The organism is Caballeronia sp. LjRoot31 (genome assembly GCF_964253885.1).
Taxonomy (GTDB): domain Bacteria; phylum Pseudomonadota; class Gammaproteobacteria; order Burkholderiales; family Burkholderiaceae; genus Caballeronia.
This window is the reverse complement of record NZ_CAXURX020000001.1, coordinates 980,330-1,005,127: the sequence shown is the minus strand read 5'-3', so window position 1 is coordinate 1,005,127 and position 24,798 is coordinate 980,330. Positions and strand designations below refer to the sequence as shown.

Here is a 24,798-nt window from a genome sequence, read left to right as displayed (position 1 = left end):
CGCTTATGCGACTTGAAGGTGCAGGCGCACTTGTGAAAAGGCCGGAATCAAGTGATTCCGGCCTTTGGATGCTGCACGCCAAGGAAATATTTCAGCGCTGGTTCAAACGGTCATCCACCTTCAAACCGATGGAATCTCGATCTTCACTTCGAGTACTTCGAGATCGTCCTGACGTTCGAGGCTAACCCGGATATCGTCGCTCGAAATCTTCACGTACTTGGAAATCACGGCAACGAGTTCTCGTTGCAACGCCGGCAGATAATCGGCGGGCGCGTGTCCGCCCGCTCGCTCGTGCGCGATGATCAACTGCAAGCGTTCCTTCGCGACCGAAGCGGACTTCTTTTTCTCGCCCAGCAAAAACGAAAGAATCGACATTGCGTCCCCTTACTTGTTGCCGAAGATACGTTGCAACAGACCTGGCTTCTGATAGTCGGTGAAGCGCAGGGACTTTTCTTCGCCGAGAAAGCGCGAGACGATGTCCTTGTAGGCTTCAGCTACGTCAGTGCCATCGAGGTGCACGGCCGGCAGACCCTGATTCGATGCATGCAGCACGGCTTCCGATTCTGGAATCACGCCGATCAGTTCGATCCGCAGGATTTCCTGGATGTCGGTCAGCGACAGCATCTCGCCTTCGCTCACGCGCTTCGGGTTGTAGCGCGTGATCAGCAGATGCTCCTTGATCGGCTCTTTCCCTTCAATCGCGCGCTTTGTCTTCGACGAAAGAATCCCGAGAATGCGGTCCGAGTCACGTACGGACGACACTTCCGGGTTCGTCACGATCAACGCTTCATCGGCGAAATGCATGGCGAGCAACGCGCCCGATTCAATCCCCGCCGGCGAGTCGCAGACGATGTATTCGAAGTCCATCGCGATCAGGTCGTTGATGATCTTCTCGACGCCGTCTTGCGTCAGCGCGTCTTTATCGCGGGTCTGCGAGGCCGGCAGGATGTACAGGTTCTCGCACTTCTTGTCCTTGATCAGCGCCTGGTTGAGGTTCGCTTCGCCCTGGATCACGTTGATGAGGTCGTACACCACGCGGCGTTCGCAGCCCATGATGAGATCGAGATTGCGCAGGCCGACATCGAAGTCGATAACAGCCGTTTTATGCCCGCGCAACGCGAGGGCCGATGCGAAGCTCGCGCTGGTGGTCGTCTTGCCGACGCCGCCCTTGCCCGAAGTCACCACAATGATTTTTGCCATTCCTGTACCTTGTGTTCGTCAATTAAATCCGCTCGCGTCCTGTCCGAAAAGCGCGCCGTCCCCATCAGGCGCGCCTGGCTGATTCGTCTCAGGCCTCTCAGGTCAGCCGCAGCGGTTCGATCATCAGTTTTTCTTCGTCGAGCCAGATCTGCACCGGCTTGCCCAGGACATCGGGGCCGAGCGGTGTTTCCATCGTCCTGTAGATGCCGGCGATAGAGATCAGTTCCGGCTCCAGACACGTGCAGAAAATGCGCGCGTCGAGATTGCCGTGCACGCCCGCGAGCGCCCGGCCACGCAACGGCGCATAGATATGAATGTTGCCTTCCGCGATCACTTCCGCGCCGTAGCTCACGAGCCCCAGCACGACCAGATCGCCCTTCGCATAAACCTGCTGGCCCGAACGCAACGGCCGGTCGATGATGGTCGTCTTCGGCACCGGCGCGCTGGGCGCAGGCGTTTGCGCCACGGCCGCTTCGATCACGGCGGCGGCCTCGGTATTCTCGACGCCCGCGTCCACCGACGGCTTCGGCGCGCCACGCCGGTCGCGCGCTTCAAGCAACGGCAGCGCGCCTTCGGACGCCCATGCCTGGTCCCCCGATGCAACTACGCCGATCGGGCGCATGCGTACGCTGTCGAGCAACGCCGCGAGTTCGCTGATCGATATACGTTCGCCGGCAGCCAGGCGGCGCACGTCGATGGCGACCGTATCGTTCGCGAAAAACTCGGGAGTCGCTTCGAAGCGCCGCGTGAGTTCCGTTCGCAGCGCGTCGAGGTCGGTAGTCTTGACGACAAACAGAAGCGTGTCGACAGAGCCGCTGCGCAATTCGAAAAAGGGCGTTTTTTTGAGCGACATAGGTAAAGCCAAAAATTTTGCGTATTTTACAGGCGTGACGCAAGCAAACGGAATATTTCAGATTGCCGCCCGAGCACGGGCAGCATGGTGTGAAACGAGAGAAGCGAGACAGAGGACGGCAGGATGAGCGGCGACGGACAAGCCACGCGAGCCGTGGCCAATCCAGCCGCGACGAACGCTGGCGGATCAGATGTTCAGGTCATGCGCTCAGGTCACGTCACGGGAATCGCTCACGCGGCGCACAAGCAGCGTTTCATATTCCTCGGGATGCGCTGGAATCCGGCGACGTTCACCGGTAGGACCAAAGCCCAGGCGCTCGTAAAAACGCATGGCGTTGCGGTTTTCGTCGGTGACCCAGGCAAAGACGTCATGCACCCGCCGCTCCGCGAGCCATTGCGTGGCGGCATTCACGAGCAGCTCGCCACCGCGCAGATGCCGCACGGCCGGCGCCACCCACAACGCGTAGACGAACGCGCGCGGCGCAGGCGCTTCATCGATAAACGCACCGACCAAACCCGCCGGATGACCTTCGGTGTACAGGATAAAGGACGCGGTGGCGGGTGAATTCGCGTGGCGGTCGGCCGTTTCGTCGAAGCTCGCGACGTCGGCGGACAAGGCCTCCTCCAGCGTCTCACCGAACGCGTAAGGCGCCTCGCGCAATGAGGCCGTGCGAAGCTCGCGCAGGACTGCACCTTGATGCGCGGCGATCCTGCGAACAGTTAGTGAAGGACTCATGCGGGTGTTTTTCTCTCAAGCTTTCACAAGCTTCTTAAGCTTTCTTAAGCCGGCTTGGTCTATTTAATAGCTTCAACCGAACAGGCGAACGAGTCAAATCATTATTTCAGTCGATGCGCGAAGTGCCCTCACCGCGGGTCTCCCGGCCTGCCATCCCGCTCGTCCATGATGCTTTATGGTGCCTCAGCGTGCATCAGGGTGCTGCGTATTCGCCCGTGCCTTCGGGCCAGGGTGTCAGCAATTCGAAGCCGTCGTCGGTCACCGCGACCATGTGTTCCCATTGCGCCGACAGCGACCGGTCCTTCGTCGTCACAGTCCAGCCATCGCGAGATTGCTGCGTTGCGGCGCGGCCTGCATTAATCATTGGCTCGATCGTGAAAACCAGCCCGGGCTTCAAACGCAATCCGGCTCCCGGCTGTCCGTAATGCAGCACTTGCGGATCCTCGTGATACACGCGGCCAATGCCGTGTCCGCAATACTCGCGCACGATCGAATACCCTTCGCGGTTAGACACCGTCTGGATCGCATAACCGACGTCGCCCAGCGTCGCGCCCGGCCGCACGGCGCGAATGCCGGCGAGCATTGCTTCATACGTCGTGTCGCACAGCCGTTTCGCCTCACGGCTCGGCGTACCGGCGTAATACATGCGGCTGGTATCGCCGAAATACCCGTCCTTGATGATCGCGACGTCGATGTTGATGATGTCGCCATCCTTCAGAGCCCGCGGGCCGGGAATACCGTGACAGACCACGTGATTCACCGACGTGCAAATGGTCTTGGTAAAACCCATGTAACCCACGTTTGCCGGAATCGCCTTCAGTTCTTCGACAATGAACCGGTTGCAGATCGTATCCAGCTCTTCCGTGGTGATCCCTGGCTGCACATGCTCGCCGATCATCGCGAGGACTTCTGCGGCCAAGCGCCCGGAAATACGCAGTTTTTCTATGTCGGCAGGCGACTTGAGTGTAATGGCCATGGAGCGTTGGTGTGTCGGCGCGCGATATGAATGGTTCGCTGACGCATTAATTCAGGATGCCGGCGATGATAGCATCGCGCGCTTTCCCGCTCTTTTTTCGCTCTTTTTTCGCTCTTTTTTCAATGGCGCGTTCGATTGCCTTGCGGCCGCGCGACCTCATGCCTTAGGCTTTGATCCAGCTTGATTCAGTTTGCCTGGCTGGGGGTTGCGTGAGTTGTTTCTGCCCCTGATTTGCGGCCTGTTGCTGTTCTGATGTTGCCTTGTTTGTTGCCTTGTTTCTACTGACGCCATTGCTTATGCTCTCACGCCGAGTTGTCCCGTTCACGTCCTTGTTTGCATCCGTGCTTGCGCTTGCTGCGTGCAGTTCCGCGAGCGTCCCTGAACTTCGCGCTTCGAGTCCGATGATCTTTGTGTCGTCGCATCGCCAGCCCCGTGATGTCCTGAATTGTTTGGAGGACAAGCTGCCTTCGGTGTCAACATCGAAGCTGGGTAGCGCCTCGGAACTGCTGGTTGGACCGAACGCGTGGCTGGTTACGCTCACGCCGTCACAATATGGGTCGACGGTGAAGGTGCAAAAATCTTCAGAAGATTATGGCGGGTTGCCCGAGCCTGAAATGCGCTTCGATATAGCGCGCTGCACGACCTGAATTCAATTGGCATCGGTCAAATAAAATCCCCGGCGAATAATCATTCACCGGGGATTTTTTAATATTGATGCAAGAAATTACTGAAACCAATCAGAAGTAGTAGTGAACTCCGACTGTAACGCTGTTATTACTACGTTTGGTTCCGTCATGACTGTTTGAATCAGCGGTCCATTCTGCTGCGACGCTAACTTTTTTCATGAACTTATATTCAACGCCCAAGCCGCCATGAAGGCGCGCATTAGGCCAGGTTCCCGTCATGCCTAAACGCGCGTAGGGCATGATCGTGTTGAATGGCATTCCGGCCTTGAGATCTATACCAGCATCCTTATAGGTGGTTGAACCGTGATGAAAGTCCCCGAATACTTCCGCGCCGATCACGAACTGCTTTACATCGAATCCGTAACCCGCGGTCAGGCCGGGGAAAGTGGTGGCATGGGACTTGACATTGACGACGCCGGACGCGTCAGACCAGTTCTCACCCACCTTGACGCCGGCGTAGGGGCCCGCGAACTCGCTTGCTTGAGCGCACGAAATACCGGTCAGGGCGATGACCAGTGCGGCAAAAAATTTCTTAAAGTTGGACATGGGGATTGATGCATAACATTAAATCGAAAAGCAACGTTAATTGCCACATTTCGTGCACATTCATTGTGAATATGAATTCACATGATTTCTATTGATCTGAATTTAGCAACGAAGCGAAAGACTAAATTGCAGGGGCGTACAGGACCAATAAGAGCGATCCTAATTACCTGTTTTGGCGTTACTATTTATAATCTTTCCCTTCAAAACTGACTAAAGGGAACAATGTTGCGATGATTTTGTTCTCCATTTGCAACGGCGATCAATAGAACGTCCACACAGTTTATTTAATAGAATGCAACGAATTACCGATTTGAACCGGAGATTGATATAACGGCGAGCTGGACAAGGATAAAGAAGTGAAATCGCGTTTTCATTTTGCGGAACGCTTCGCCTTTGCCTGGATATTCCCACCGCGCCCGCTGCCGGTCTCTCACCACGGAAGTACACGCATGAACCTCCTCGCTCTCAACGTCCGCGCAAGCTTGCTGGCCACAGCGGTGACTGCTGCATCGCTTTGCTCAACGGCAGACGCCCAGACTGCCGGCCCGGTTGCGGTCGCGCCGTCCGCCGACAATCCCGTCTCGCTGTCCGTGGTGCCGGTCCATGTGTATCGGTCGCCCTCGATTACCGGGACGTCGCAACCGGAACCCGTGGCAAACCCCGCATCCGGTGCCGATGACGGGTCGAACCGGCCGACGCCGAGTGTCGAGAAACCGGACAACTGGGCCTGCCGGACATCGAATAATCTGGCGCGGAGCTCCGCCAGCAAAAATCCCGACGGCAAATCGACCTTCGATATTGAACACCTGCTGCCGAAGTGCTGAGACAAGAGCGCATGGGTGTGATGCGTGGTAGCCGCGTGGATGGCTGAGTCGCACACCTTACGAGACGTTCTAGCTGTGCTAGAACGGCAAAACCCCCGCTGATCTTCAGATCAGCGGGGGTTTTTGAATTTGGCGGAAAGGGTGTCAATCACATTCGAGCCTGTGAGGCCCGCCCGGTAAGGGTCAGCGCCGAATTACCCCCAGGAGTTACCCATTTTTTTACCCTAGTCGCACGCGCGCAACACTTTTGACAACGAGTTACCCGGGCAGACGCATAGATACCCCGGGTAAGTCATGCGAAACCCTCCGTTCGCGCTTTCGGACGTTCGCGCCCCGCCCGGCGGATTCCGCCGATTGCAATCAATACAGCGCTTGCACTGACACGGCGCGGCAAGGGGAACGCACGTTGCTGACGTAAGCGGGAACAGCCCGGGACCGACATGACAGCGCACCTATCGAATGACGACCTACACGCGCTGATGGTCGCGCTATTGACCCGGGTGGGCCAAGCCGGGCACGGAGACGCGCGCCCGGAAGTCGTCTTTCTATTGGGTCAGTTCGAACGCATGCCGCGCCTTGATGAAGTCGAGCAAACCGCAATACTGGTTGCGCACAATCACTTATCTTTCGGACGCGTTGACGCCGCCGCAATCAAGCTCTGCAACGCGCTTTCGCGCCGGTTGCTCCGGACGCTCTAGCCGCGCTAAGATAGGCCGTCCTTCGCACACAGTCCTCTCAGGGATGAATGCGGCCCCGCCCGTCAAACGGCGGGTTTTTTTCGGGCGACTGTCGCGACTGCGCTATCAATTGCATTGGAGTTCGCTCGCTATCCGACGCCGGGCGATTTCGACGTATTCGGCTGACTGTTCAATGCCGACGAACCCGAAGCCCTCGCGTAACGCCGCTACCCCTGTGCTGCCCGAACCCATGAAAGCGTCGAGCACAATTCCGTCACGCGGGGTTATCAACCTGACTAGCCAACGCATAAGCGCAACGGGTTTTACCGTGGGGTGGTTCGGACGGTCAGCGCCCGTGTCTTTAGGACAGTACAGCACGTTAGTAGGCCATACGCCGTCAGAACAGCCGTCAAGGTTCAATCCGCCCGTGCCGAACTCCCGAATGTTGGCGACAAGGTGTTCGCCTTTGCGCCCGCCTTTCTGACCGGGCCTAGCCGGTGTTTTTGCGCGCGGTGGCTTAACAAGTGCCTTCCGGCATAACGCTAGGGGTTCAACGGCCCCCCGCAACGCCGTGCCCCAGCCGGACCATGCCTTAGCTTCGTCGGAGATAGGTTCATACATGTCCTTGAAGCGTTCGGCATTGCTATGAATGGCAAACGCCTTGCCTTGCCCGCCGTGCACGCCGTCGATTACCTTTGCTACGTTCGTGGACACGGGGAACGCGCCTTGACGCGCCCAGTACAGTGAATCCCGGAATTCGAACCCGCCGTCTTCAACCGCCGCGACTAGCCGATGGAATTGCGTGCTGTGTCCGAATATCAGGGCGTGCCCGCCGGGCTTTAACACGCGCAAGGCCTCGGCCCATAACAACGAATCGAACGCCACGCCTTTGCCGTCCCATTTCAGCGCGGTTTTCGGGCGCTCATACGGCGGGTCGGTGACTATCGCGTCAACACTGTTATCAGGGAGGCCCGCCAGCACATGACGGCAATCGCCTAGACGCAATGTGAACCGTTCACACACTTGTTTTGCCGTTGCATGCAATTGCCGCCCCCCGCTTTTAGTGAAGACGCAAGTCTAACGGCCTTGCGTCCGCGCTATATGTATTGAAGTAGTTCAACGTTGTCCGGCCCACAGTCGAAAGCCGGGGGTAAGTCTTGGGCATCAGAAAATTGCAATTGATTGCAATCGACAACCGGGGCGGGGACAGCGACAGCGGCGGGCAGGACTTCGAACGGCGTCAACGTCAGCATTTCACTACTCCATTAGAAAACTATTTTCGCGGCGTCAGCACACGGCTAGACGCGGTTAAAAGCCTTAAATAACTCCATTTAAATCCGACTGCGATTTTATTGAGTTTTGTAGCCACGGAGTTTGAATTATGAATGATAGCCAAGTCAAAAGGATTTGAATAATATGGTTAAATCTTAGGTCACTTTCCGGAAAGACAATGATTATCTTCAAGCCGAATATCAAATCGGATATCAAGCCGAATATCAAACCCACTATCAAGGCGTGCAATACGACTAGCACGCTGGTATTGCCCCGGACTTTGCGGGCCGAGGTAAAAGCCATTACTGATCAGACGGGTGCGAGTTTCGGTGAAATCACGCGACAGGCATTAACCGCATATGTTGCCGATTACAAAATAAGAATGGAAGAACTGGACGCTGAACGCACGCAGTAAAACAAAAGCGCGACCCGCTGCAAACGGAATCGCGCTGAAAACAGGTAGTCCCGACAAAGAAACAAACCTATTTACGACCTAGTGCTGTGATTATCTCATTGCGCCGGGTCATTGACAAACTGTTTTATTGACCTAGACGATAATCATAATGACCGCATTGTCAAACGTTGAAATCTCGTGCCTCCCGGGCGCAATGTCAGCCCATGCCGGACAGGCGTCCCGGGCGGTCGCCAATCTTCATATTGTTCCCCACGTTGAACTGAAACTCGCGCGCAAGCGGCGGAATCCGCCGCCCGCAATCAAAGTCGTTTCAGCTATCGACTTGACGCAATACGGCGCTTATCGAGAACGCCAACGTTTAAACCGTCGTCTTTGTCACGGACATATCGAAGCCGCCGAGCTTTATCAGGAAATCCTAGACCCGTTTTTACGCAAGCATAAGGCGGGCGACCCTATGGTTAAGAACACACGGGACGGCGTTTATTGGTGGGGGCGGTCGTGGGAAAAATACGCGGCAAAAATGCACTGGACCGAACGTCAGGTCAAATACCGACTGAAACAGTTACGCGAATTCGGGTTGATTGCCACGCGCATGGCAAAGACGCCTTTCAACATGTTGCAAGTGCGCCCGCTTGTCGCCGAGGGGGCCGCGTATCTAACGGGAACGCCGGACGCTTCGAATTACCCGGGATTGAAATCAGAGTCGGAGCCGCAAAGCCTTACGGGACAAGGGACACAGCCTATTAATTGTCCGCAGGCTGTAGGACAAGATTTGTCCTCAGGCTCAAAGACAAAAATTGTCCCCATAAAAGCTTTAGGTTTGCAAGTAGGTTTGAAGGAAGTAGGAGGTAAACCCCCGGGAGACAAAAACAACCCTGAAAGCAAAAGCAAACCCGTGGACGCTTCGCTTACCACGACTCACGCTTCCCCTGAAACTGCCTCAGGCAAAAGCTGTGTGCTGAGTCAAAAGCCGAACCAAGACAAAAGCAAGTCAACCCCTGAAACCGAGTCAACCCCTGCACCTTACAAACAGCCTAATACCGCGCCGAAGAAAGCGAGGACTAGCAGCTACGTGGACGACTGTTACCGGGCCATGCGCGAGCACCATCCCGATTCATTCATGCCGTTCAAGAAAGCGCATAGGAACAACCTGTCGTCCCTCGCCGTGCGCTTACACAAGTCAGGACGCCTGCAAGCCCGGGGGACGGACGAGCATGCCTTCCTGCAATGGGTTTTCGGCGACGGCTGGTACACGTGCGCGCTTGAATTTGGGGAGTATTGGAGTCTTGAGAAGGGCGAACGCGTACCCGCCCGGATGTGGCCCGACGTGGAGGCACTGTTCGGCGCGGCGGGGGAAGCGAATCTCAAGATGGCGGTTAACCTATTTCTTAACGACCTTGAACAGCAACAGCACGCCTTACCGCCGGGGAGCCTGTCATGACGATTTTAGGAAAGTTGGTTTTGCTCGTCCTTGTGCTTTCGCTAGTCGGCTGGCTGGCTTCGCCCCGCCGCCCGCGCCCGCCGCGTGACCGCCACGCCGCTGGCACAACACGGGATAAGCGCGGGTAGCGGCGGCACGTGCCAGCCCGTCTAGCGCCGTCCTAAGCCGTTCGCATTGCTAACGAGGTAACAATGAAAGCCACTGACCTATCGCGACAGATCGCCCGCCGTGAAATCGTGCCGCCGGTCGTGACCACGCCGACAGTCTTAAGCGCATTTTGGCGGGGTCGCATGGCCGATCTTTATCCCGCTGAATCAGTCGTCATCGAGCGCACGCAACTCGGACAGTTTGCCGCGCTGATCCGCTTGTTAGGCGAGGACCGAGCACTGTCCGCCACGGCGTATGCGCTGAGCAATTGGCGGACGTTTAGGTACGCGGTCAACATGGAACTTGAGGGCACCGCCGTAGCGTCGAAGACGCCTTCAATCGGTACGGTCTTGCGGCATCGCGATCTTTTGATATCGATGATGGACGCGGGCTAGCGTGTGCAATCAATTGCAATCACAGGACTACGAAAAATAGTTGTCGCCGCTATTCCCCGATAGCGGTCAGGTCCGGACAATGAAACAACTGTCCCAATGATCTTAGCCATGACTGACGACCTCAAACCCGATATGCCGCTCGCACTTACCCCGCACGGATTGATTGCCGTGATTTTGGAACAGGTTGCGGCGGGCAAGTCGCTCGTTAGCGTGCTTGACTCAAATGCTGGTTTCCCGCCGCGCTCTAGCTGGTATCGCTGGATATCGGAAGACCCCGCCTTGTCCGCGCGATACGTGGCGGCTGTTCAGCAAGGCGTGGCTCGACGTCACGCAAAAACAACCGTTTAAGGAGCCTGAAATGATCGAACTGAGCGCCCCGTATCATCCGTATGCCCAGATAGACGACACGAGAACGCTTGAGGAACGGCGACGCGAAGCCGTCCGTGCTGACGCCGTGAGCGCGGGCAAGCTTGTCGAAATCGACCGCGACTGCCCTGTGACCGGTCGAAAAATCCGCGAATTCGTCGGCGCAAAGAGCGCGTGGATGGATCAGTTTAAAGCGCCCAGAAAGTTAATGATTCGAATCGTTAAAGACCCGAAGCCGAGTCCCTACCGGATGGCTGACGGGGGGCGCTCGAAATGACGACCCTTGCGGATATCAAACGCGGCATCGCGGACGTTGAAGCGGAAATCGCCTGGAATAACGCTAAGGAATACGCCAACGCCGAAGAAAAACAGGCGTTCAAAGCGATTCAATTCCGCGCCGATCAAGTGTTCCAAGAATTCGGACGGACAGCGGCAATGCATGTCGAACCGCGCGGCGGCGAAACCGCGCTGCAATACCGTGTGCGCATTGCGCAGACGCTTGCGGGCGAAACCAAGAAGTATCGGCATACGGAAATCAGCCCGACTATTGATCCCGCGTCGCTGGCCGAGGTCGAGGCCCGGATTTACGCGGACGCCGCCCGGCAAGCGAAGCACCCGCTAGACCTGAAACCCGGCGAGTTCCGGGAAATAAAGAAGACAGTCGGCACCCGTCAATACAGTGAATTCGTCACGGGCGAAGGACCGGGCGCGTTCAAAACGTTGTATGCGGATTGTATTGCCCCCACGCAACTCGGCGTTTTGATGGTCGATGGCAAACCAACCGCTATCCCTAACATGGGTTGAAACAGAAATGGCGCGAAAGCAAATCATTGAGGTCCGCCTATTCGGCGACGGTTTGGCGGAAGCCGTGGCCCGGGGCGATATCACGAAAGCCGACGCCGATCAGATTGAAGCCGACGCCCGCGCTGAGTTGAGCAAGGCTGTCGCCGCGTTGTCGCATCTTGCCGTGCATCGCTATGTGTTTCAGGTCGGCGGCAAGTGGGACGACTTGTAGGCGGGCGGGCGCTATGACGACGAAGACGTGTTCTAAGTGCCACGGGTCAAAACCGCTAACGGCGTTCAGTAAGCACACGGGAACCCCGGACGGTCTTCAAGGTCATTGCAAGTCGTGCATGGCGGCTTGGTACGGCTTGAATCGTGACAGGGTACGCGCGCAGCAACGCGCTAGACATGCGGAGAAGCGGTTATCACAGGGGGCGTGCAATGAACCATGATCGACGTGAGTACCGGGGCCAGCACCGCGATAAATCGCGCGTCATCCTTGTCGTCAGCCCGCCCCGCCGCCCCGCGTTGACCCGTGAAGAACAGCAACGTCGCAACCGTGAAAGTTGGGACGTTGAATTGATTCTTAAAAATTGCGCAAACGACAGACCGGGGGACGACGAATGACCAGCCTTACCGAAGTGATGACCGCAATGTATGACGGCATGGCCGCGCTAGACGAACAGCGGGCCAAACCCGGTAGCGATCAGGACGCCGCGTTATGCGAGGCCGAAGCCCGGGTCCTGACGCTAGCGGCGAAACAGCTTGAAGACCTGTTGGACGCTGACCCCGGCAACGTGTTCGTCAAGCAAGCATTCGATAGCGTCATGCGTCCGTGTTTTAACGCCGTCACGCGTCTCGCATTGTTCAAGCGTCGGGACGCCAAGCACGCCGAAAACGGCTTCGCTATCCGCATGGAAATCGACAAGGTTTTTCACGAAATGGACTTGCATGAGCAAGCCGCCAGTGCGGGCGACCGCGCGGCCATGACGGTGCTGCGTGACCTGTCGCTGAAAGCCGAACTGTTCGCGGAACAGGGCGCGATTCACTTTCCGACTTCGTTATACGGCTTTGAACACTTGCGCACGTTTAGCCGTGAAATGGCCGAGGGATGGCAAGAAGACCTGACGGACATGGAACGGCAATGACCGAAGAACTTGACCGCCTGTTGTCGTCAGCCACCGACCTGATTAACGCGATCAAGTCCGCGCATCGTGACACTTTGGGCTGTGCGCTTGCCGTTGCGGACGTAGTGGAAAAAACCTGTGAAAAGGTCGAAAACAAGCTGAAAACGTACCCTGACGACGAGACATTGCGTTGCGCGGTTGCCGGTCTTGCGGCGGCACGCGATCAGGCACGAGGCCAGGTGGTGGGGGCGATGAACAGGGAGGTCCGGCGCGCGAAAAACGCGACGATTCATTAATTGAAATAGCGCAATCCGGGCGTTAGTCAAATGCCTGTGATTGCAATTGATTGCAGCAAATTTAGGAACATGCCGTGGCAGACAAGCCGATTCTGAAAATTTTGATCGACAACAGCGATTTCGAGGATTTCCGCGCGAAGTTTGCCGCCTATCAGGAAGACCTTTCCCATCAGAAAGAGGCGTGGCAGGGGTCGAATGACGCCGTGAAGATTCTGTCGTCGCGTTTCGAAGACGCGGCGGGTAGTTTCGACCGCTTGAACAAAGCGGCTGTCAATCCGAAATTTTCCGGGGAATCCGGCGTGTTCACGAAGTTCCAAAAGTCGTCGCTTGAAACCGGCAAAAGCTGGACTGTAATCACTAAGCAAATCGAAAAATCGAGCAAGGGCCTGAACGGTCTTGCGCGTGAAATGTTGACTATCGGCAAACTGTCCGGCGTTGCGGGCGCGGCGGTCGGCGGCGCGGCGTCATTGTATGCGGGTACACGTAAGGCGGCGTCCGGTCTAGCCGCCGATAACGCGAAAAACAGGCAGTTGAATCTTAAGCCCGGCGTCGCCGACGCCTACGCCATTACCTACAAGAAGTTCGGCGCAAGCAATGATCAATTGCCGAATTTCGCACAGGCTAAGGTTGACTCGTCTCTCTGGCAACCGCTACTTGCCGTAGGCGTGACGCAAGACGAAATTCACGGCGACGACGCGGAACAGCTTGCGCGCACGTACTTGCAAAAGGCCGGGCAAAAGTGGAATAGCTTGCCCGAAGGTCCGGTACGTGGGTCATGGCTTTCCGGTACGCATCAAGATGCCTTGGGCATGGACGTCGCGTCGTTCAATCAAGCGGCTTCATACCCGGACCCGGCGGATTGGGCCAACTCCGACGCCGAGTTCGCAGCCCGGCGCGACAAGCTGGCGTTACCGCAAGGTAAATACGACAAGGGCACGGACGCCGAGCAAGATTTCGAAACGTCAAGCAAGGAGGTAGGAAACGCGTTAAAAGGCGCGTTAGTTGAACTTGCCCCGCTAATCACGACGCTAACGAAAAAATTCGCCGACGCAATTTCCGCCTTTAGCAAAAGCGGTCAGTTAGACATGTACATCGGCGACGCGACGAAAGCGTTCAAGGAACTCGACGCCGCGATGGCTTGGGTCGAAAAGCTTGCCGATAAGGTCAGCCCGCAACTCCCTAGTTTCGGCAATGCGGGCGACGCCTTAGACGACGCGGGAATCAACGCCGGACATGTCGCCTATGACATGGGGCGTTTGGTCGCCGACGATCAGTTTCAGTCCAATCTTAAGAACTTCCTGCACGGGCACTGGGAAAAAATATCTAAAAATGCGGTGTCCGTAGACGGCGCGGGCACAGGCACGGGCGCGAACGGCGAGACGTTCACAATGCCGGGCACGTTCGTTCGTGATCCGAATCGCAAAGCCGATATCACCATGCTTGAACGCACCTACGGTATGCCGCCGGGTTATCTAGCCGCAGAGGAACAAATCGAATCGTCGGGCGGCACGCGCAACGTCAACCCGAAAAACCCGGGCGTTTTGGGGGCGATGCAATTCGATCAGCCGACCGCTGAAAAATACGGGGTGAACCGTTACAGCGAGAAAAGTTCGCTAGAAGGCGGGGCGCGCTACCTTGCCGACTTACGCCGGAAATACGGCGGCGACTTGGCGAAGGCGTCGGCAAGCTTTGACGGATTCTCCGGTCTTGACCGCGACATTGCCGAACACGGCGACCGGTGGCGTGATTTCATCGGCGACTATCAAAAAAGCGGGGAAACCATCGCTTATCTGAACCGGCTTGAGGCGCAAGGCGTTGACCTTAACGGCAACAGCGGCGGGCACGTCGGCGTCGGCACGGTCACCGCCGTGCGTAACATCGCCGGGTTCCATCCGGACAATCAGATTATCGATACGGGTTCGACAGCGGGCGGCAATCAACCGCCGATCCTGTCACGGCCCGCCGGTATGGGGAACACGGCCGTGCCGACGCTGAACGTTAACGTCAGCGCCCCCCCGGGTTCAAGTGTGAGCGTGACCACCGCAGGACTCCCGCATTAAGCGGGGCCGCAACAATTAGCATAACTACAGGGGTTTAACGCTATGTCCTCCCTCGGACGTGAAGTTTTTCAGTTGGGCTATGAGATCAGCCCGATCATTTTGGTGAACGGCATAGCCTCACAAATCCCCGGGCAGATGTTGCCTATCGTCGCCCTAACGGAATCCGCGTCGTTCACAGCCGGGCTATTGAACGGTACAGCGGTGCCCGCTCTCGATCAGTTTTTCGCCCATTGGAAACCGCTGGCGGGCACGACGTTGATTCATAACGTATACGGGCAATTCCCGTTCGCGAATCAGCAGACCGCCGCCGATTGCGTAATCGCGCACCCGCTGACGATTGCAATGCTGATGGTCTGTCCTGTGCAAAGCGTGGGCGGGTACACGGCGAAACTCGCGTCTCTGACGGTGCTGCAAGCGGCGTTGAAGGCGCACACCAACATGGGCGGCACGTTTTCAATTGCGACGCCGGGCCAGATTTTCAGCAACTGTTTGTTGACAAGTGTTCGGGACGTTTCGGGCGGCGAGAGCAAACAGGTACAGCACGCATGGCAATTCGACTTCATTCAACCGCTGATTACCCTCGATCTTGCGGCGCAAGTCATGAATTCGTTGATGAACAAAATCGCGGGCGGGCTGAATACCGGGCAAGCCCCCAGCGTATCGGGTATCCCCAGCACAACCGGACAGGCTAGCGGTGCCATCGCGTACGCGGTCCCGACTGACGGCAGTCTGGGTATCAACGGGCTAGCCGGTACGGCGTTGACCGCACAGTAAATGCGGGCGGCGACGCCGGGCAGAAGCGGTTTTACCCCTTGTTTCAAGGCCTTTTACGTCGATATGCGCTTTAAAAATGCGGGCGCGGGGTTCGGCGGGAAAAACACCGGTCGAGCCGACGCGCTTGCAATTGATTGCAAAACACAGACAGGGACAGAAGGCCGGTAAAGGCCTCGCCGACACAACGACGCGGACAGCGCGCTAAGGATAACAAGCTAAGTAATTGGACACCAAACGCTAGGTCTAGCAAGCAGAGAAGCGACGATATGTCAGTAACGATCAAGTTAGCACCGCCCGCACAGGACACGACGTCCCCGGTAGACGGAACGAAGCCAGCACCTGAAGGCATCGCCCTCCCGCCCGCGCCCGCCGTCAAAACTTTTTCCCGGGCTGAACCGCCGGGGGCCGGGCCGCGTGCGCCCCGCAAGTCAGGTAAGCCGAAGGAGAAGACCAAGCCCCGTCGCCCGCATCAATACGACCCGGCGGTAATTGACGCCGTGCTGAAAGCCGTCGCCGGGGGCAAGACGTTGACGGAGGCGTGTAGGTCGGACCCGGCGTTCCCGACGCGTTCCGCCGTCTACGGCTGGATCAGCGCCGACCCCGAATTGAAAGCGCGCTATGACACGGCGCGGGAGTTTCAGCTTGAGTTCTGGGCCGATCAGCTTATCGACATCCCCGACGCGATTCAGATCGGCGACTACATGGGGAAATTGCCGGACGGCACGGTCGTTAAGCTTAAGACCGCCGACAAGATCAAGAAGGCCAGCCTACAGGTCGAGTACCGCTTTAAAGTGCTGTCCCGGCGGTCACAGGACTACACCGAGCGCCAGACGATCACGCACGCGGGCAAGATCGACGGCACGAAGACCATCGTCGTCACCGGGGCCTTGCCGCGTGTGCCGTTGGGGGAATTGCCGCCCGAGGAACGTGCCGCCGCTGTCGCATTAGCGGCTGAAACACGCGTGATTACGCGTGAACAAATCACAAACCCGTTCGGTATCGACGTGAACGCCATCGAAGCCGAGGACGCGCGAATGGAAGCCGAGGACGAAGCCGAGATCGAGGCGGCGGCACGGGGACCCAGCCCCGGCGATCTAGCGGTTTTAGCCCGGGTATCGAACGCGCCGGAGGACTATGACGGCGACGCGTGACGGATATGTTGTCATTCACTTCAGACCGTGAGAACCCTGTGTCTACAGGGATTCCGGGCGGTAAAGGTATAGAGCTACCCAGGTAGTTACCCGGTTTTATAAAGCGATAACACGCATTTTTTCGCTGTTTTGGAGTACTAATCATGATTGAAATCTGGCGTGCCGTCCCCGGCTATGAAGGCCTTTATAAAGTCAGCAGCGAAGGTCGGGTTAAGCGTTGCGACAAGTACCCCGGTCACGTGTTGAAGTTCGGGCACAACAAGCAAGGGCGGCGTCAGGTCACGCTATGCCGCGACGGCGTGGCGATCAAGTATCAAGTTCACAGGCTAGTGCTTGAGGCCTTTGTAGGGTCGTGCCCGCCCGGCCTTGAATGCCGTCACGGCGACGGCGATCACTTGAACAACCGGCTAGGCAACCTGTGCTGGGGCACGCACACGCAGAACATGCAAGACAAGATCGCACACGGCACGTCAGGCAAGGGCGAGGCGAACCCGCACGCGAAGCTGTGTGAAGACGATATCCGCGCTATTCGCATGTCGCCGCACACTCAGCGCGCGCTAGGCAAGGCCTACGGCGTGTCACAGGTAGCGATTCAAGCAGTACAGAAGCGCCGTACATGGGCGCACGTAGTTTAACGCTTGTTTCAAGCTGTTTTCCTGTAGTCCCATAACCCATTAGGAGCATGAAATGTTTGCGAAATTTCACAAATCATTCGGCACGATGGTTGATAAAAGTCTTCAGCCCGTATGGATCAGTTCCGCACACGTGACCGACGTCAGACCGTCTAGCAAAGGAGCCGAAATTAACTTGACTAGTGGTTCGACCCTGTACGTGATCGAATCGCCCGAAAGGGTTTTAGACGCGTTGCTTGCGCATAAACCCGCTGTCGCATAACCCACTGTTCAACCCGTAGAGGATTTTCAGTAATGGCATTAACACCCGCACAGAAAGACGACGTAGACAGCCGTTCCGCCGCTAAGGACGTTCAAGTCAAGAAGGAAAAGGACATGCGCCCGCCGCAGGAGCGTCAGAACAACACGATCCGCGATAACCCGCCGGAACCTAGCGACCCGCGCAGCATTTTCAAGAACAACCGCTAACCCTACGCGGGGTGGTTCCCCCGCCCCCTTTCGTCGAGGCTTGTGTGCACACCGTTGAATCAATCAAAGCCCTTGCGCTGTCAGGCACTACAACGGGCTGGTACGGGCAAGCCGTCCCCGGCACGGTCGTTAGGGTAGGTGACGCGCAAATCGTCGCGCAAATCGATCCTTCTAACAAGGCCGTGACGTTCTTCGTCGGCTGCAACATTGTTAGCGAGGAATGGCTCGCCCGTGTGCTGGCCGAACCGTGGCGTCAGCAAGGCAAGGTCATTGCCGGTAACGGCGGGTCGATTGTCGGTGGATACACGGGATAGCTATCGTGAGCACAAAACATAGTCGTAACAGGCACGGACGCGCGCAAGCCGTAGCGCCCGTGTCTCTGCCTGTCGTCACGCCCGGTTGTCGCGCGGCCTTCCTGGCCTTTACTCAGCGGCCCCGCGTAGTCGAAGCCCCGGCGGAAGCCGTATCGATTGCAATTGATTGCACAGAAACGGCGGGCGGCAAGGCGTGTACTAAGTGCGGCGTCGTCAAACCGTTGACGGAGTTCTACCTTGCGGCGGGGCGTAGCACGTATCGGGAAGCGTGTTGCAAGGCGTGCAAAGTCGAAGCGTGGGCGGCTACGGCAGGCACTCGGCGACGCACGATCACGGGTAAGGCGTGCAAGACGTGCGGCGTCGTCAAGCCGGTAAGCGCGTTCAACCCGAGCGCGAGGACCGAGGACCGGCTGACCGTTAAATGTATTGCGTGTATCAACAGCGAACGCGCTAGGCGGGCTGAACTCGAACGCGCGACGGCCACCGAAAGCCTAGGCGCGCTAGACGTGTCTACAGTAGCCGTCACAGTCACGGCGTCAGCGCAGCTAATCAACGCGGCACGCCTAGGCTATGAGGCCCGTCAGGCGAAAACCGGACGCGTCGTCTACGAACACGGGCGCGTCAAGATCGAAGCGCGCCATGACCGTAAATCCGGCGCAACCGAATTCTTTGTCGGCGGCTGGCCGTGCCCCGTCGATTACCTGACGAACGTCTTTGACGAAATACACAGCGGGAGGCCGGTGTCATGGCTGTAACCCGAAAACGCACATACCTCGTCAACGTCACGTCCGCTGATATCGGGGCGTTGCTTGAACTCGGCGCGTTGTTCAGCGCGACCAAGAACCGTTGGTACGTGCCCGGCGGTGCGGACATAACGCTGTTCAAGCGCTGGAACCCGGGGCGACAGTTTTACAGCGATGCGGACGGCACCTTAGTAGAACGCCTGCCCTATGTCGAACCGAACGATGCCGGGTGGTGTCGGCGGGCGACTAATCAACACGGCGCGCAAGCCGCCGCGCGGCACACGATACGCAACGCCGCGCACATGCCGCTCCCCGCCCCCGTATTAGACCGCAAGCAGAGGGCGCTTAGCCGATTGTTCGAAGACGTCAGGTAGTCCCGATATCATGAACCCGAAAGACCCTACATATCTATACGTGCCCCGCCATCACGAGGCGCGGGCTATCGCGCTAGGCGCGCTGTATGACGCTGACCGCCGACAATTCTACGTGCCGCCGCGCAAAGACATTCTGCCGTTTCGGGAGTGGTTCAAGCCCCGACAGTCCCGGCGACAGCAACAGCCTAAGCAAGCCGAAACCGGCCCGTGCCCGCGTTGCGAAAAACTTAGGTGGAAGCGCTTTTTGAGCGGCTATACCAAGGTTGAAAAGTGCCCGTGGTGTATCGCCCGGGAACAGGCAAACCCGCCGGGGGCGTAGTGACAGCGCTATGGATCAAGATCGCACAACGTATCTAATCGTCCCGCACGCCGACCGTGCCCGGGCACGCGCATTAGGCGCGCAATATGACGGCGTGATAAAGCGCTGGATCGTTCCGCCGGGCGCGGGCGTGCCCTTAGCGGCGTTCGCGCCGTGGCTCCCGCCCGTGTTGTCGGCATTGCGCCGGGGCGTCGTGCAAGCGCGGGCCGTGCCCGCACGCAAGCCGAAGCCCGTAACGAATAAACAATGCGCGCGCTGCCTGTGTGAAAAGCCTGTTGCCGACTTCGGCTTAGACCGCACGATGAAAGACGGGCGGCGTTCGCTGTGCAAGCCGTGCCGACTTGAAAGCTGTCGCGAATGGCGACGCGCGAACCCCGACATATTCAGGGCAAGCAAAGCCAAGTATCGGCGCGCACACGCTGACGCCGAAAAGGCACGTAAAACCGCGTATCGACTAGCCCGGCGCAAACAGCGCGACGCCGCTATGACAGCACACGCGTTTCAGCGGGTGTCCGTTAACGTACACGCGTGACCGCCCGCTAGGCCCTACCCTATCGCGGTAACTTCCCGGGTAACTCCGGGGCTAACCGGCGCGGAACCCCTGTAAACACGGGGGTTCCAAGACGTTTCATGAATCCCTGTCTGTCCGTCACTGGCAAAGGCCCGTGCAATTGATTGCAACCGGGCCTATGTGCCGCCGGTCCGTTACAGCGCCGCGTCTGACTCCCCTTTGCCTTCGTCGCCCTGGTCTTCATCGTCGTTAGGCGTGCCCCAGTCCTGAGTGAAATCCGGGTCAGACAAGAAGCCGGGAAACGCCGCGTAAAGACAATCGCGTGAGTTTCGCGCGCCGTAATCCTTCATAAGGTTAATCAACGGCATACAGCGCTCGGCGAGCGTAAGGACAACCGGTGCCGTTTCTTCCTCGTCTTCCTCATCCGGCTGAGAGAGGTAGGGAATTTCGTCCGCTTCGTCGTCGTCCGGGTCAGCGTACGCCTTGTCCTGCGTGAACACGTCCGCCGCCTGTGCTTGCGGCGCGGGCGTGAAAGTATCTACTACGTCGATGGCGTCGTTTTCCGTCTTCTCGACCTCGCTCTGGACGCGGGCTTTCAAAGCGGAATAGTCAAGGATTTTCGCCAAATCCACCCAGAATTCCGCCGTGTCTTTAGTCAGCACACGCGCCAGTAAGATCAGTTTTGATTGCTTGACGTTCTGAATCTTTGACCATGCAACGCCCGAATCCCTAACGGCCCGGTAGGTAGCCATCATTTCGGCAACCCGCCGCTCCTTCATTCCGTATTTGCACCCGATAAAGTCAAAATACGAGCCGTAGCCTTCTATCTTGTACCATTTCTCGTCTTGAATCTTCGCTAACCACGCGCCTGATTCGAGATAATTCTTTTTCGCGGCAAAGAACAACGCGTCAGTATATTTCCAGGCTTGCGTCTCGTTCGCCGTCTGAACGCGTTGTGCTACTTCCGCGAGAAAATCCCCACCGGTTTCTAAATGCGCGGCGGCGGCCAAATTAGAAAGCGTCGTTAAAGCCTCTGATTTTCCGGGTTCGTTTTGCGGTGCCGTAAGATCGTTCATGGTCTAGTGCCCTAGAATCAAAAATTAAGCTCATATCGCACTCCATTGCGTAAGCCATTTGAATGGGAAACCAGCGGATTCCGCTGGTTTTTATCTGATAACTAAGTGAAGCCGACTTGCCGGGGACGTTGTTAATTACTCATGCATCGCCCCCGCTTTCGAGAAACTTGCGGATAGTCGAATGACGCCAGAACCGCAGTTTCCCCTCGTAATAGTCCGGGGCCGGGTACAGACCGGTCTTTACCCCTTTGTAATGCCAGGTGGGACCGATGCGTAAAATCGCTTGTACTTCAGCGGCACGCAACCGGCCCGGCAACGACAGGTCGATATGTGACACGTCCGCACGCGAATTGACTACAGGGGGGATTTCCGCCGATTGAGCGGTTTGCCGGTCAGCGGCATTAACAAAACGAACGGCCATACGCGTACCCTCACGCTAGATGGCCTCCATGCCGGATTGCGATAGTGACAGCGCGCGCCGATCATTCACCGGCGTTCACTGGAATGCGTATACGAACACAAGACGAGCGGCGGGTCAATACTGATTTTAAGCTGTTAGTGCGCTAACCAACATATCCGGCTTTCCTAATAATCCGTGTTCGACAAGGTACGTCGCCCACCAGCGCATCATTTGCTGACGATCCGGCAAATATTTAGCGCGGTTATAGGCGGCGGCGACTTGATTATCAGGGACATGCGCTAATTGCCGTTCGATCCAGTCCGGTTGAAACAGGTTCGATTCATATAACGCCGTAGACGCCACCGCCCGGAATCCGTGACCCGTCATCTTGCCTTTGTAACCGAGGCGGTACAGCGCGAATAGCAGCGTATTGTTCGAAACCGGCTTAACCGGATTACGACCCGGCAATACCCAAGACGAATCCCCGGCTAATACCTGTAGTTCTTTAAATGCGGCGACGGCCTGCGGTGCGAGCGGCACGACATGATCTTTCTTGCCTTTCATGCGCGCGGCGGGGACGATCCAGATACCGCCGTCGCCGTCGTCTTTCGGGAGCGTCAACTCGCCCCATGTCGCGCCGATCAATTCGGACGTGCGCACAAAGGTAAGCGCTAGGACTTGCAAGGCGATTCGGGTTTGTTTGTCGCCGTTAGTCGGCGGCTGATCGTATCGGCTGATATCGGCCAGCAATTGCGGCAGCGACTTTTCACTGACGGCGTGTTGATGGCTTTTCACGTGCGGCGTCAACGCCCCGCGTAGGTCCGCCGTGTGATCGCGTGCGCCCCGCCCTGTGGCTATGCCGTAGCGCAAGACCTGACCGACTACGCCCATGACCCTGTGCGCTAGGTCCGTGGCCCCGCGTGCCTCGATCTTGCGCACGGCGGCGAGGACCTCCGGGGCGCTCAAGTCAGCTATCGGGCGCGCGCCTAGCGTCGGATAGATATTGCTTTCTAACCGGCGCTTAACGTCCAGCGCGTGCGAATCCGCCCACGTGCCCGCTTGCTTTTCATACCATTCGTCGGCGACGGCCTTAAACGTGTTCGCCGCTGACAGCACGGCGGCGGCTTTGACGGCCTTGCGTTCCTGACTAGGGTCTAGCCCGGCCTTCAACTGGGTAAGTACGTCAGCCCGCCGCGCCCGGGCGTCAGCTAGCGTGATCTTCGGGTAGACGCCGAGCGACAAGCCCTTTTCCTTCCCGGCAAGGTAATAGCGCATGCGCCAATACTTTGTGCCGTCAGCGTAGACCCATAGGAACAGGCCGTCGCCGTCCGCTAGCTTGCGGATAGCCTTGTCCTGCGCGGTTGCGTTCTTTGCGGCGAGGTCAGACAGGAGATTTGTAGGCATGACCGGGGTAACTCGAATTCAGGGGATTTCACTCTACCCTGAAAGTTACCCGGTTTTCCCAGTGGATTCAGGTGATATCCCGTGAATCCTAGTGAATGATAAAAGCCCCGAAACCCTTGTATTTACTAGGCTTTGCGCCGTTTTGATACTTGTAAAACAAGGGTAACTGGCGGAAAGGGTGAGATTCGAACTCACGGTACGCCTAAACGTACACTGGATTTCGAGTCCAGCGCATTCGACCACTCTGCCACCTTTCCATTTACTGCAACCGCTTTAGTGCCTGTTACTGCTCTTTGCGGCCTTCGCTGAACGGGTCGATGCTCAGCGAAGAGAAAGATTATAGACGACTCGGAATCGATTTCCAACCCCTTTTCGTGAGCCGGTTACAACACACCGACTCATTGCGCCGCTTATTCCGATCCCACCACTTCCAGCTTTTCCACGCCACGCATGTACGGCCGCAATACGGCCGGCACCGTCACCGATCCATCCGCATTCTGGAAGTTCTCAAGCACCGCAACGAGCGTGCGCCCCACCGCCAGTCCCGACCCGTTCAGCGTATGAACAAATTCGGGCTTGCCCTGTGCATTGCGGAACCGCGCCTGCATCCGGCGAGCCTGGAATGCTTCCGTGTTCGAGCAGCTTGATATCTCGCGATAGGTGTTCTGCGCCGGCAGCCAGACTTCCAGGTCGAATGTCTTCGACGCCGAAAATCCCATGTCACCGGTGCACAGCGTGATCACGCGATACGGCAGTTCGAGCTTCTGCAGGATTGCTTCGGCGTGGCCGACCATTTCGTCGAGCGTGTCGTACGATTTTTCGGGTGACACGACCTGCACCATTTCCACTTTATCGAACTGATGCTGGCGGATCAGGCCACGCGTATCGCGACCGTACGAACCCGCTTCGGACCGGAAACAGGGTGAATGCGCGGTGAGCTTCACCGGCAACGCAGCAGCCTCGAGAATGCTTTCGCGCACCGTGTTCGTCAGCGAAATCTCGGACGTTGAAATCAGATATTGCGTGACCGTGTTTTCTTCGCCGCCCTTCTCCACCCGAAACATGTCGTCCGCGAATTTGGGCAACTGTCCCGTTCCGACCAGAATCTCCGGATTCACGATATACGGCGTGTACGCCTCCGTGTAGCCGTGCTGCTCGGTGTGGGTGTCGATCATGAACTGGGCAAGCGCGCGATGCAGTCGCGCGATCTGCCCGCGCAGCAGCGTGAAACGCGCGCCGGACAGCTTGGCGCCAGTCTCGAAATCAAGGCCGAGCGGTGCGCCTACATCGACGTGATCCTTGACCTCGAAATCGAACGAACGCGGCGTTCCCCAGCGGCGCAGTTCCACGTTTTCGGTCTCGTCGCGGCCAACCGGCACGCTTTCGTGCGGCAGGTTCGGTACGCCGAGCATCAGGTCGGAGAGGCGTTTCTGGATGTCGTCGAGTTGTGCCGACGACGCTTTCATGGTGTCGCCAATTCCGCCCACTTCCGCCATCACCGCAGCAGTGTCTTCGCCGCGGCCTTTCATTGCACCGATCTGCTTCGACAACGTATTGCGCCGCATCTGCAGTTCTTCGGTCCGCGTCTGGATCTCGCGACGTTCAATTTCCAGTGCCGCGAACGCAGCGATGTCGAGGGTGTAGCCGCGTTGGGCCAGGCGCTGGGCGACGGCGTCGGGGTCTTTGCGCAGAAGTTGAATGTCGAGCATGGCAGGGCTGGTTCTTAGTAGGTGCGAATCCGCGATTTTAGCTCAGCACCGAAGGGTTATTGTCGCGCTTTGGCCGGGTTAGCCGTTGGGACTAAAGTTCGGGGCGTTTTCCGTTCCAGAAAAA

General features: G+C 57.6%; 33 protein-coding genes and 1 tRNA gene. 22 read left to right on the top strand and 12 right to left on the bottom strand.

Features of this window, described 5'->3' with window-relative positions; all coding sequences use genetic code 11:
- Positions 1-120 precede the first annotated feature (120 nt).
- From minE to map, 5 genes are all read right to left on the bottom strand, one after another.
- Positions 121-375 carry a cell division topological specificity factor MinE gene (minE, locus tag ACSQ8V_RS04320; RefSeq protein ID WP_031359136.1) on the bottom strand — a complete coding sequence of 85 codons (255 nt, stop codon included), beginning with the start codon at positions 373-375 and terminating at the stop codon, positions 121-123.
- A 9-nt stretch (positions 376-384) separates the two neighbouring features.
- Positions 385-1,200 (bottom strand): septum site-determining protein MinD, encoded by an 816-nt coding sequence (minD, locus tag ACSQ8V_RS04315; RefSeq protein WP_213762514.1) that lies wholly within the window; start codon positions 1,198-1,200, stop codon positions 385-387.
- Positions 1,201-1,297: 97 nt separating this feature from the next.
- Positions 1,298-2,053, bottom strand: coding sequence for a septum site-determining protein MinC (minC, locus tag ACSQ8V_RS04310; RefSeq protein ID WP_213762513.1), 756 nt, complete (start codon positions 2,051-2,053; stop codon positions 1,298-1,300).
- A gap of 207 nt (positions 2,054-2,260) precedes the next feature.
- Positions 2,261-2,788, bottom strand: a complete 528-nt coding sequence (locus ACSQ8V_RS04305) for a GNAT family N-acetyltransferase (RefSeq protein WP_213762512.1) — start codon at positions 2,786-2,788, stop codon at positions 2,261-2,263.
- 193 nt (positions 2,789-2,981) lie between these two features.
- Positions 2,982-3,764 carry a type I methionyl aminopeptidase gene (gene map, locus ACSQ8V_RS04300; RefSeq protein WP_436204997.1) on the bottom strand — a complete coding sequence of 261 codons (783 nt, stop codon included), beginning with the start codon at positions 3,762-3,764 and terminating at the stop codon, positions 2,982-2,984.
- Positions 3,765-4,234: 470 nt separating this feature from the next.
- On the opposite strand from map, the gene ACSQ8V_RS04295 reads away from it, so the two are divergent.
- Entirely contained in the window at positions 4,235-4,411 is a 177-nt protein-coding gene (locus ACSQ8V_RS04295) for a hypothetical protein (RefSeq protein ID WP_255631176.1), read from the top strand.
- A 90-nt stretch (positions 4,412-4,501) separates the two neighbouring features.
- Here the strand turns inward: ACSQ8V_RS04295 and ACSQ8V_RS04290 are convergent, their stop codons facing one another.
- Positions 4,502-4,996 (bottom strand): outer membrane protein, encoded by a 495-nt coding sequence (locus ACSQ8V_RS04290; RefSeq protein WP_213762509.1) that lies wholly within the window; start codon positions 4,994-4,996, stop codon positions 4,502-4,504.
- A 449-nt stretch (positions 4,997-5,445) separates the two neighbouring features.
- Here ACSQ8V_RS04290 and ACSQ8V_RS04285 point away from each other — a divergent pair, with 449 nt between their 5' ends.
- Positions 5,446-5,820, top strand: a complete 375-nt coding sequence (locus ACSQ8V_RS04285) for a hypothetical protein (RefSeq protein WP_213762508.1) — start codon at positions 5,446-5,448, stop codon at positions 5,818-5,820.
- Between the two features lie 803 nt (positions 5,821-6,623).
- Here ACSQ8V_RS04285 and ACSQ8V_RS04280 read toward each other — a convergent pair.
- Positions 6,624-7,520: a DNA-methyltransferase gene (locus tag ACSQ8V_RS04280; RefSeq protein WP_436204996.1), complete on the bottom strand. Its 897-nt coding sequence runs from the start codon at positions 7,518-7,520 to the stop codon at positions 6,624-6,626.
- A gap of 427 nt (positions 7,521-7,947) precedes the next feature.
- Here ACSQ8V_RS04280 and ACSQ8V_RS04275 point away from each other — a divergent pair, with 427 nt between their 5' ends.
- The 20 genes from ACSQ8V_RS04275 (at position 7,948) to ACSQ8V_RS04180 (ending at position 20,106) form a co-directional block, all read left to right on the top strand.
- Complete coding sequence (locus tag ACSQ8V_RS04275) at positions 7,948-8,184, top strand: hypothetical protein (RefSeq protein ID WP_436204995.1); 237 nt, start codon at positions 7,948-7,950, stop codon at positions 8,182-8,184.
- 148 nt (positions 8,185-8,332) lie between these two features.
- Positions 8,333-9,625 carry a hypothetical protein gene (locus ACSQ8V_RS04270; RefSeq protein WP_436204994.1) on the top strand — a complete coding sequence of 431 codons (1,293 nt, stop codon included), beginning with the start codon at positions 8,333-8,335 and terminating at the stop codon, positions 9,623-9,625.
- A gap of 191 nt (positions 9,626-9,816) precedes the next feature.
- Entirely contained in the window at positions 9,817-10,167 is a 351-nt protein-coding gene (locus ACSQ8V_RS04265) for a hypothetical protein (protein WP_436204993.1), read from the top strand.
- Positions 10,168-10,275: 108 nt separating this feature from the next.
- Positions 10,276-10,515, top strand: coding sequence for a hypothetical protein (locus tag ACSQ8V_RS04260; RefSeq protein ID WP_436204992.1), 240 nt, complete (start codon positions 10,276-10,278; stop codon positions 10,513-10,515).
- Positions 10,516-10,525: 10 nt separating this feature from the next.
- Entirely contained in the window at positions 10,526-10,810 is a 285-nt protein-coding gene (locus ACSQ8V_RS04255) for a hypothetical protein (RefSeq protein WP_436204991.1), read from the top strand.
- Positions 10,807-11,337, top strand: a complete 531-nt coding sequence (locus tag ACSQ8V_RS04250) for a hypothetical protein (protein WP_436204990.1) — start codon at positions 10,807-10,809, stop codon at positions 11,335-11,337. Before ACSQ8V_RS04255 ends, ACSQ8V_RS04250 begins: the two co-directional genes overlap by 4 nt.
- A gap of 7 nt (positions 11,338-11,344) precedes the next feature.
- Positions 11,345-11,548 carry a hypothetical protein gene (locus tag ACSQ8V_RS04245; RefSeq protein ID WP_436204989.1) on the top strand — a complete coding sequence of 68 codons (204 nt, stop codon included), beginning with the start codon at positions 11,345-11,347 and terminating at the stop codon, positions 11,546-11,548.
- 209 nt (positions 11,549-11,757) lie between these two features.
- Complete coding sequence (locus ACSQ8V_RS04240) at positions 11,758-11,943, top strand: hypothetical protein (RefSeq protein WP_436204988.1); 186 nt, start codon at positions 11,758-11,760, stop codon at positions 11,941-11,943.
- Complete coding sequence (locus ACSQ8V_RS04235) at positions 11,940-12,464, top strand: hypothetical protein (protein WP_436204987.1); 525 nt, start codon at positions 11,940-11,942, stop codon at positions 12,462-12,464. Before ACSQ8V_RS04240 ends, ACSQ8V_RS04235 begins: the two co-directional genes overlap by 4 nt.
- The gene (locus ACSQ8V_RS04230; protein ID WP_436204986.1) at positions 12,461-12,739 is read left to right on the top strand and encodes a hypothetical protein; all 279 of its coding nucleotides are present in this window, start codon (positions 12,461-12,463) and stop codon (positions 12,737-12,739) included. Before ACSQ8V_RS04235 ends, ACSQ8V_RS04230 begins: the two co-directional genes overlap by 4 nt.
- Positions 12,740-12,813: 74 nt before the next feature.
- Complete coding sequence (locus ACSQ8V_RS04225) at positions 12,814-14,799, top strand: lytic transglycosylase domain-containing protein (protein ID WP_436204985.1); 1,986 nt, start codon at positions 12,814-12,816, stop codon at positions 14,797-14,799.
- A 42-nt stretch (positions 14,800-14,841) separates the two neighbouring features.
- Positions 14,842-15,573 carry a hypothetical protein gene (locus tag ACSQ8V_RS04220; protein ID WP_436204984.1) on the top strand — a complete coding sequence of 244 codons (732 nt, stop codon included), beginning with the start codon at positions 14,842-14,844 and terminating at the stop codon, positions 15,571-15,573.
- A 266-nt stretch (positions 15,574-15,839) separates the two neighbouring features.
- On the top strand, positions 15,840-16,724 hold the full coding sequence (locus ACSQ8V_RS04215) for a hypothetical protein (protein ID WP_436204983.1): 885 nt from the start codon (positions 15,840-15,842) through the stop codon (positions 16,722-16,724).
- Positions 16,725-16,867: 143 nt separating this feature from the next.
- Positions 16,868-17,359, top strand: coding sequence for an NUMOD4 motif-containing HNH endonuclease (locus tag ACSQ8V_RS04210; protein ID WP_436204982.1), 492 nt, complete (start codon positions 16,868-16,870; stop codon positions 17,357-17,359).
- 291 nt (positions 17,360-17,650) lie between these two features.
- On the top strand, positions 17,651-17,824 hold the full coding sequence (locus tag ACSQ8V_RS04205; protein ID WP_436204981.1) for a hypothetical protein: 174 nt from the start codon (positions 17,651-17,653) through the stop codon (positions 17,822-17,824).
- 44 nt (positions 17,825-17,868) lie between these two features.
- Positions 17,869-18,138 carry a hypothetical protein gene (locus ACSQ8V_RS04200; protein WP_436204980.1) on the top strand — a complete coding sequence of 90 codons (270 nt, stop codon included), beginning with the start codon at positions 17,869-17,871 and terminating at the stop codon, positions 18,136-18,138.
- A gap of 5 nt (positions 18,139-18,143) precedes the next feature.
- Entirely contained in the window at positions 18,144-18,893 is a 750-nt protein-coding gene (locus ACSQ8V_RS04195) for a hypothetical protein (RefSeq protein WP_436204979.1), read from the top strand.
- Positions 18,884-19,255 carry a hypothetical protein gene (locus tag ACSQ8V_RS04190; RefSeq protein ID WP_436204978.1) on the top strand — a complete coding sequence of 124 codons (372 nt, stop codon included), beginning with the start codon at positions 18,884-18,886 and terminating at the stop codon, positions 19,253-19,255. Before ACSQ8V_RS04195 ends, ACSQ8V_RS04190 begins: the two co-directional genes overlap by 10 nt.
- Positions 19,256-19,265: 10 nt before the next feature.
- The gene (locus tag ACSQ8V_RS04185) at positions 19,266-19,574 is read left to right on the top strand and encodes a DUF5710 domain-containing protein (protein WP_436204977.1); all 309 of its coding nucleotides are present in this window, start codon (positions 19,266-19,268) and stop codon (positions 19,572-19,574) included.
- Between the two features lie 10 nt (positions 19,575-19,584).
- Complete coding sequence (locus ACSQ8V_RS04180; protein ID WP_436204976.1) at positions 19,585-20,106, top strand: DUF5710 domain-containing protein; 522 nt, start codon at positions 19,585-19,587, stop codon at positions 20,104-20,106.
- Positions 20,107-20,279: 173 nt separating this feature from the next.
- Here the strand turns inward: ACSQ8V_RS04180 and ACSQ8V_RS04175 are convergent, their stop codons facing one another.
- The 5 genes from ACSQ8V_RS04175 to serS form a co-directional block, all read right to left on the bottom strand.
- Positions 20,280-21,161, bottom strand: coding sequence for a hypothetical protein (locus ACSQ8V_RS04175; RefSeq protein ID WP_436204975.1), 882 nt, complete (start codon positions 21,159-21,161; stop codon positions 20,280-20,282).
- 139 nt (positions 21,162-21,300) lie between these two features.
- On the bottom strand, positions 21,301-21,582 hold the full coding sequence (locus ACSQ8V_RS04170) for a helix-turn-helix transcriptional regulator (protein ID WP_436204974.1): 282 nt from the start codon (positions 21,580-21,582) through the stop codon (positions 21,301-21,303).
- A gap of 126 nt (positions 21,583-21,708) precedes the next feature.
- Positions 21,709-22,965 (bottom strand): tyrosine-type recombinase/integrase, encoded by a 1,257-nt coding sequence (locus ACSQ8V_RS04165; protein ID WP_436204973.1) that lies wholly within the window; start codon positions 22,963-22,965, stop codon positions 21,709-21,711.
- A gap of 167 nt (positions 22,966-23,132) precedes the next feature.
- A tRNA-Ser gene (locus ACSQ8V_RS04160) sits at positions 23,133-23,222 on the bottom strand.
- Between the two features lie 153 nt (positions 23,223-23,375).
- On the bottom strand, positions 23,376-24,674 hold the full coding sequence (gene serS / locus ACSQ8V_RS04155; protein ID WP_213762507.1) for a serine--tRNA ligase: 1,299 nt from the start codon (positions 24,672-24,674) through the stop codon (positions 23,376-23,378).
- Positions 24,675-24,798 lie beyond the last annotated feature (124 nt).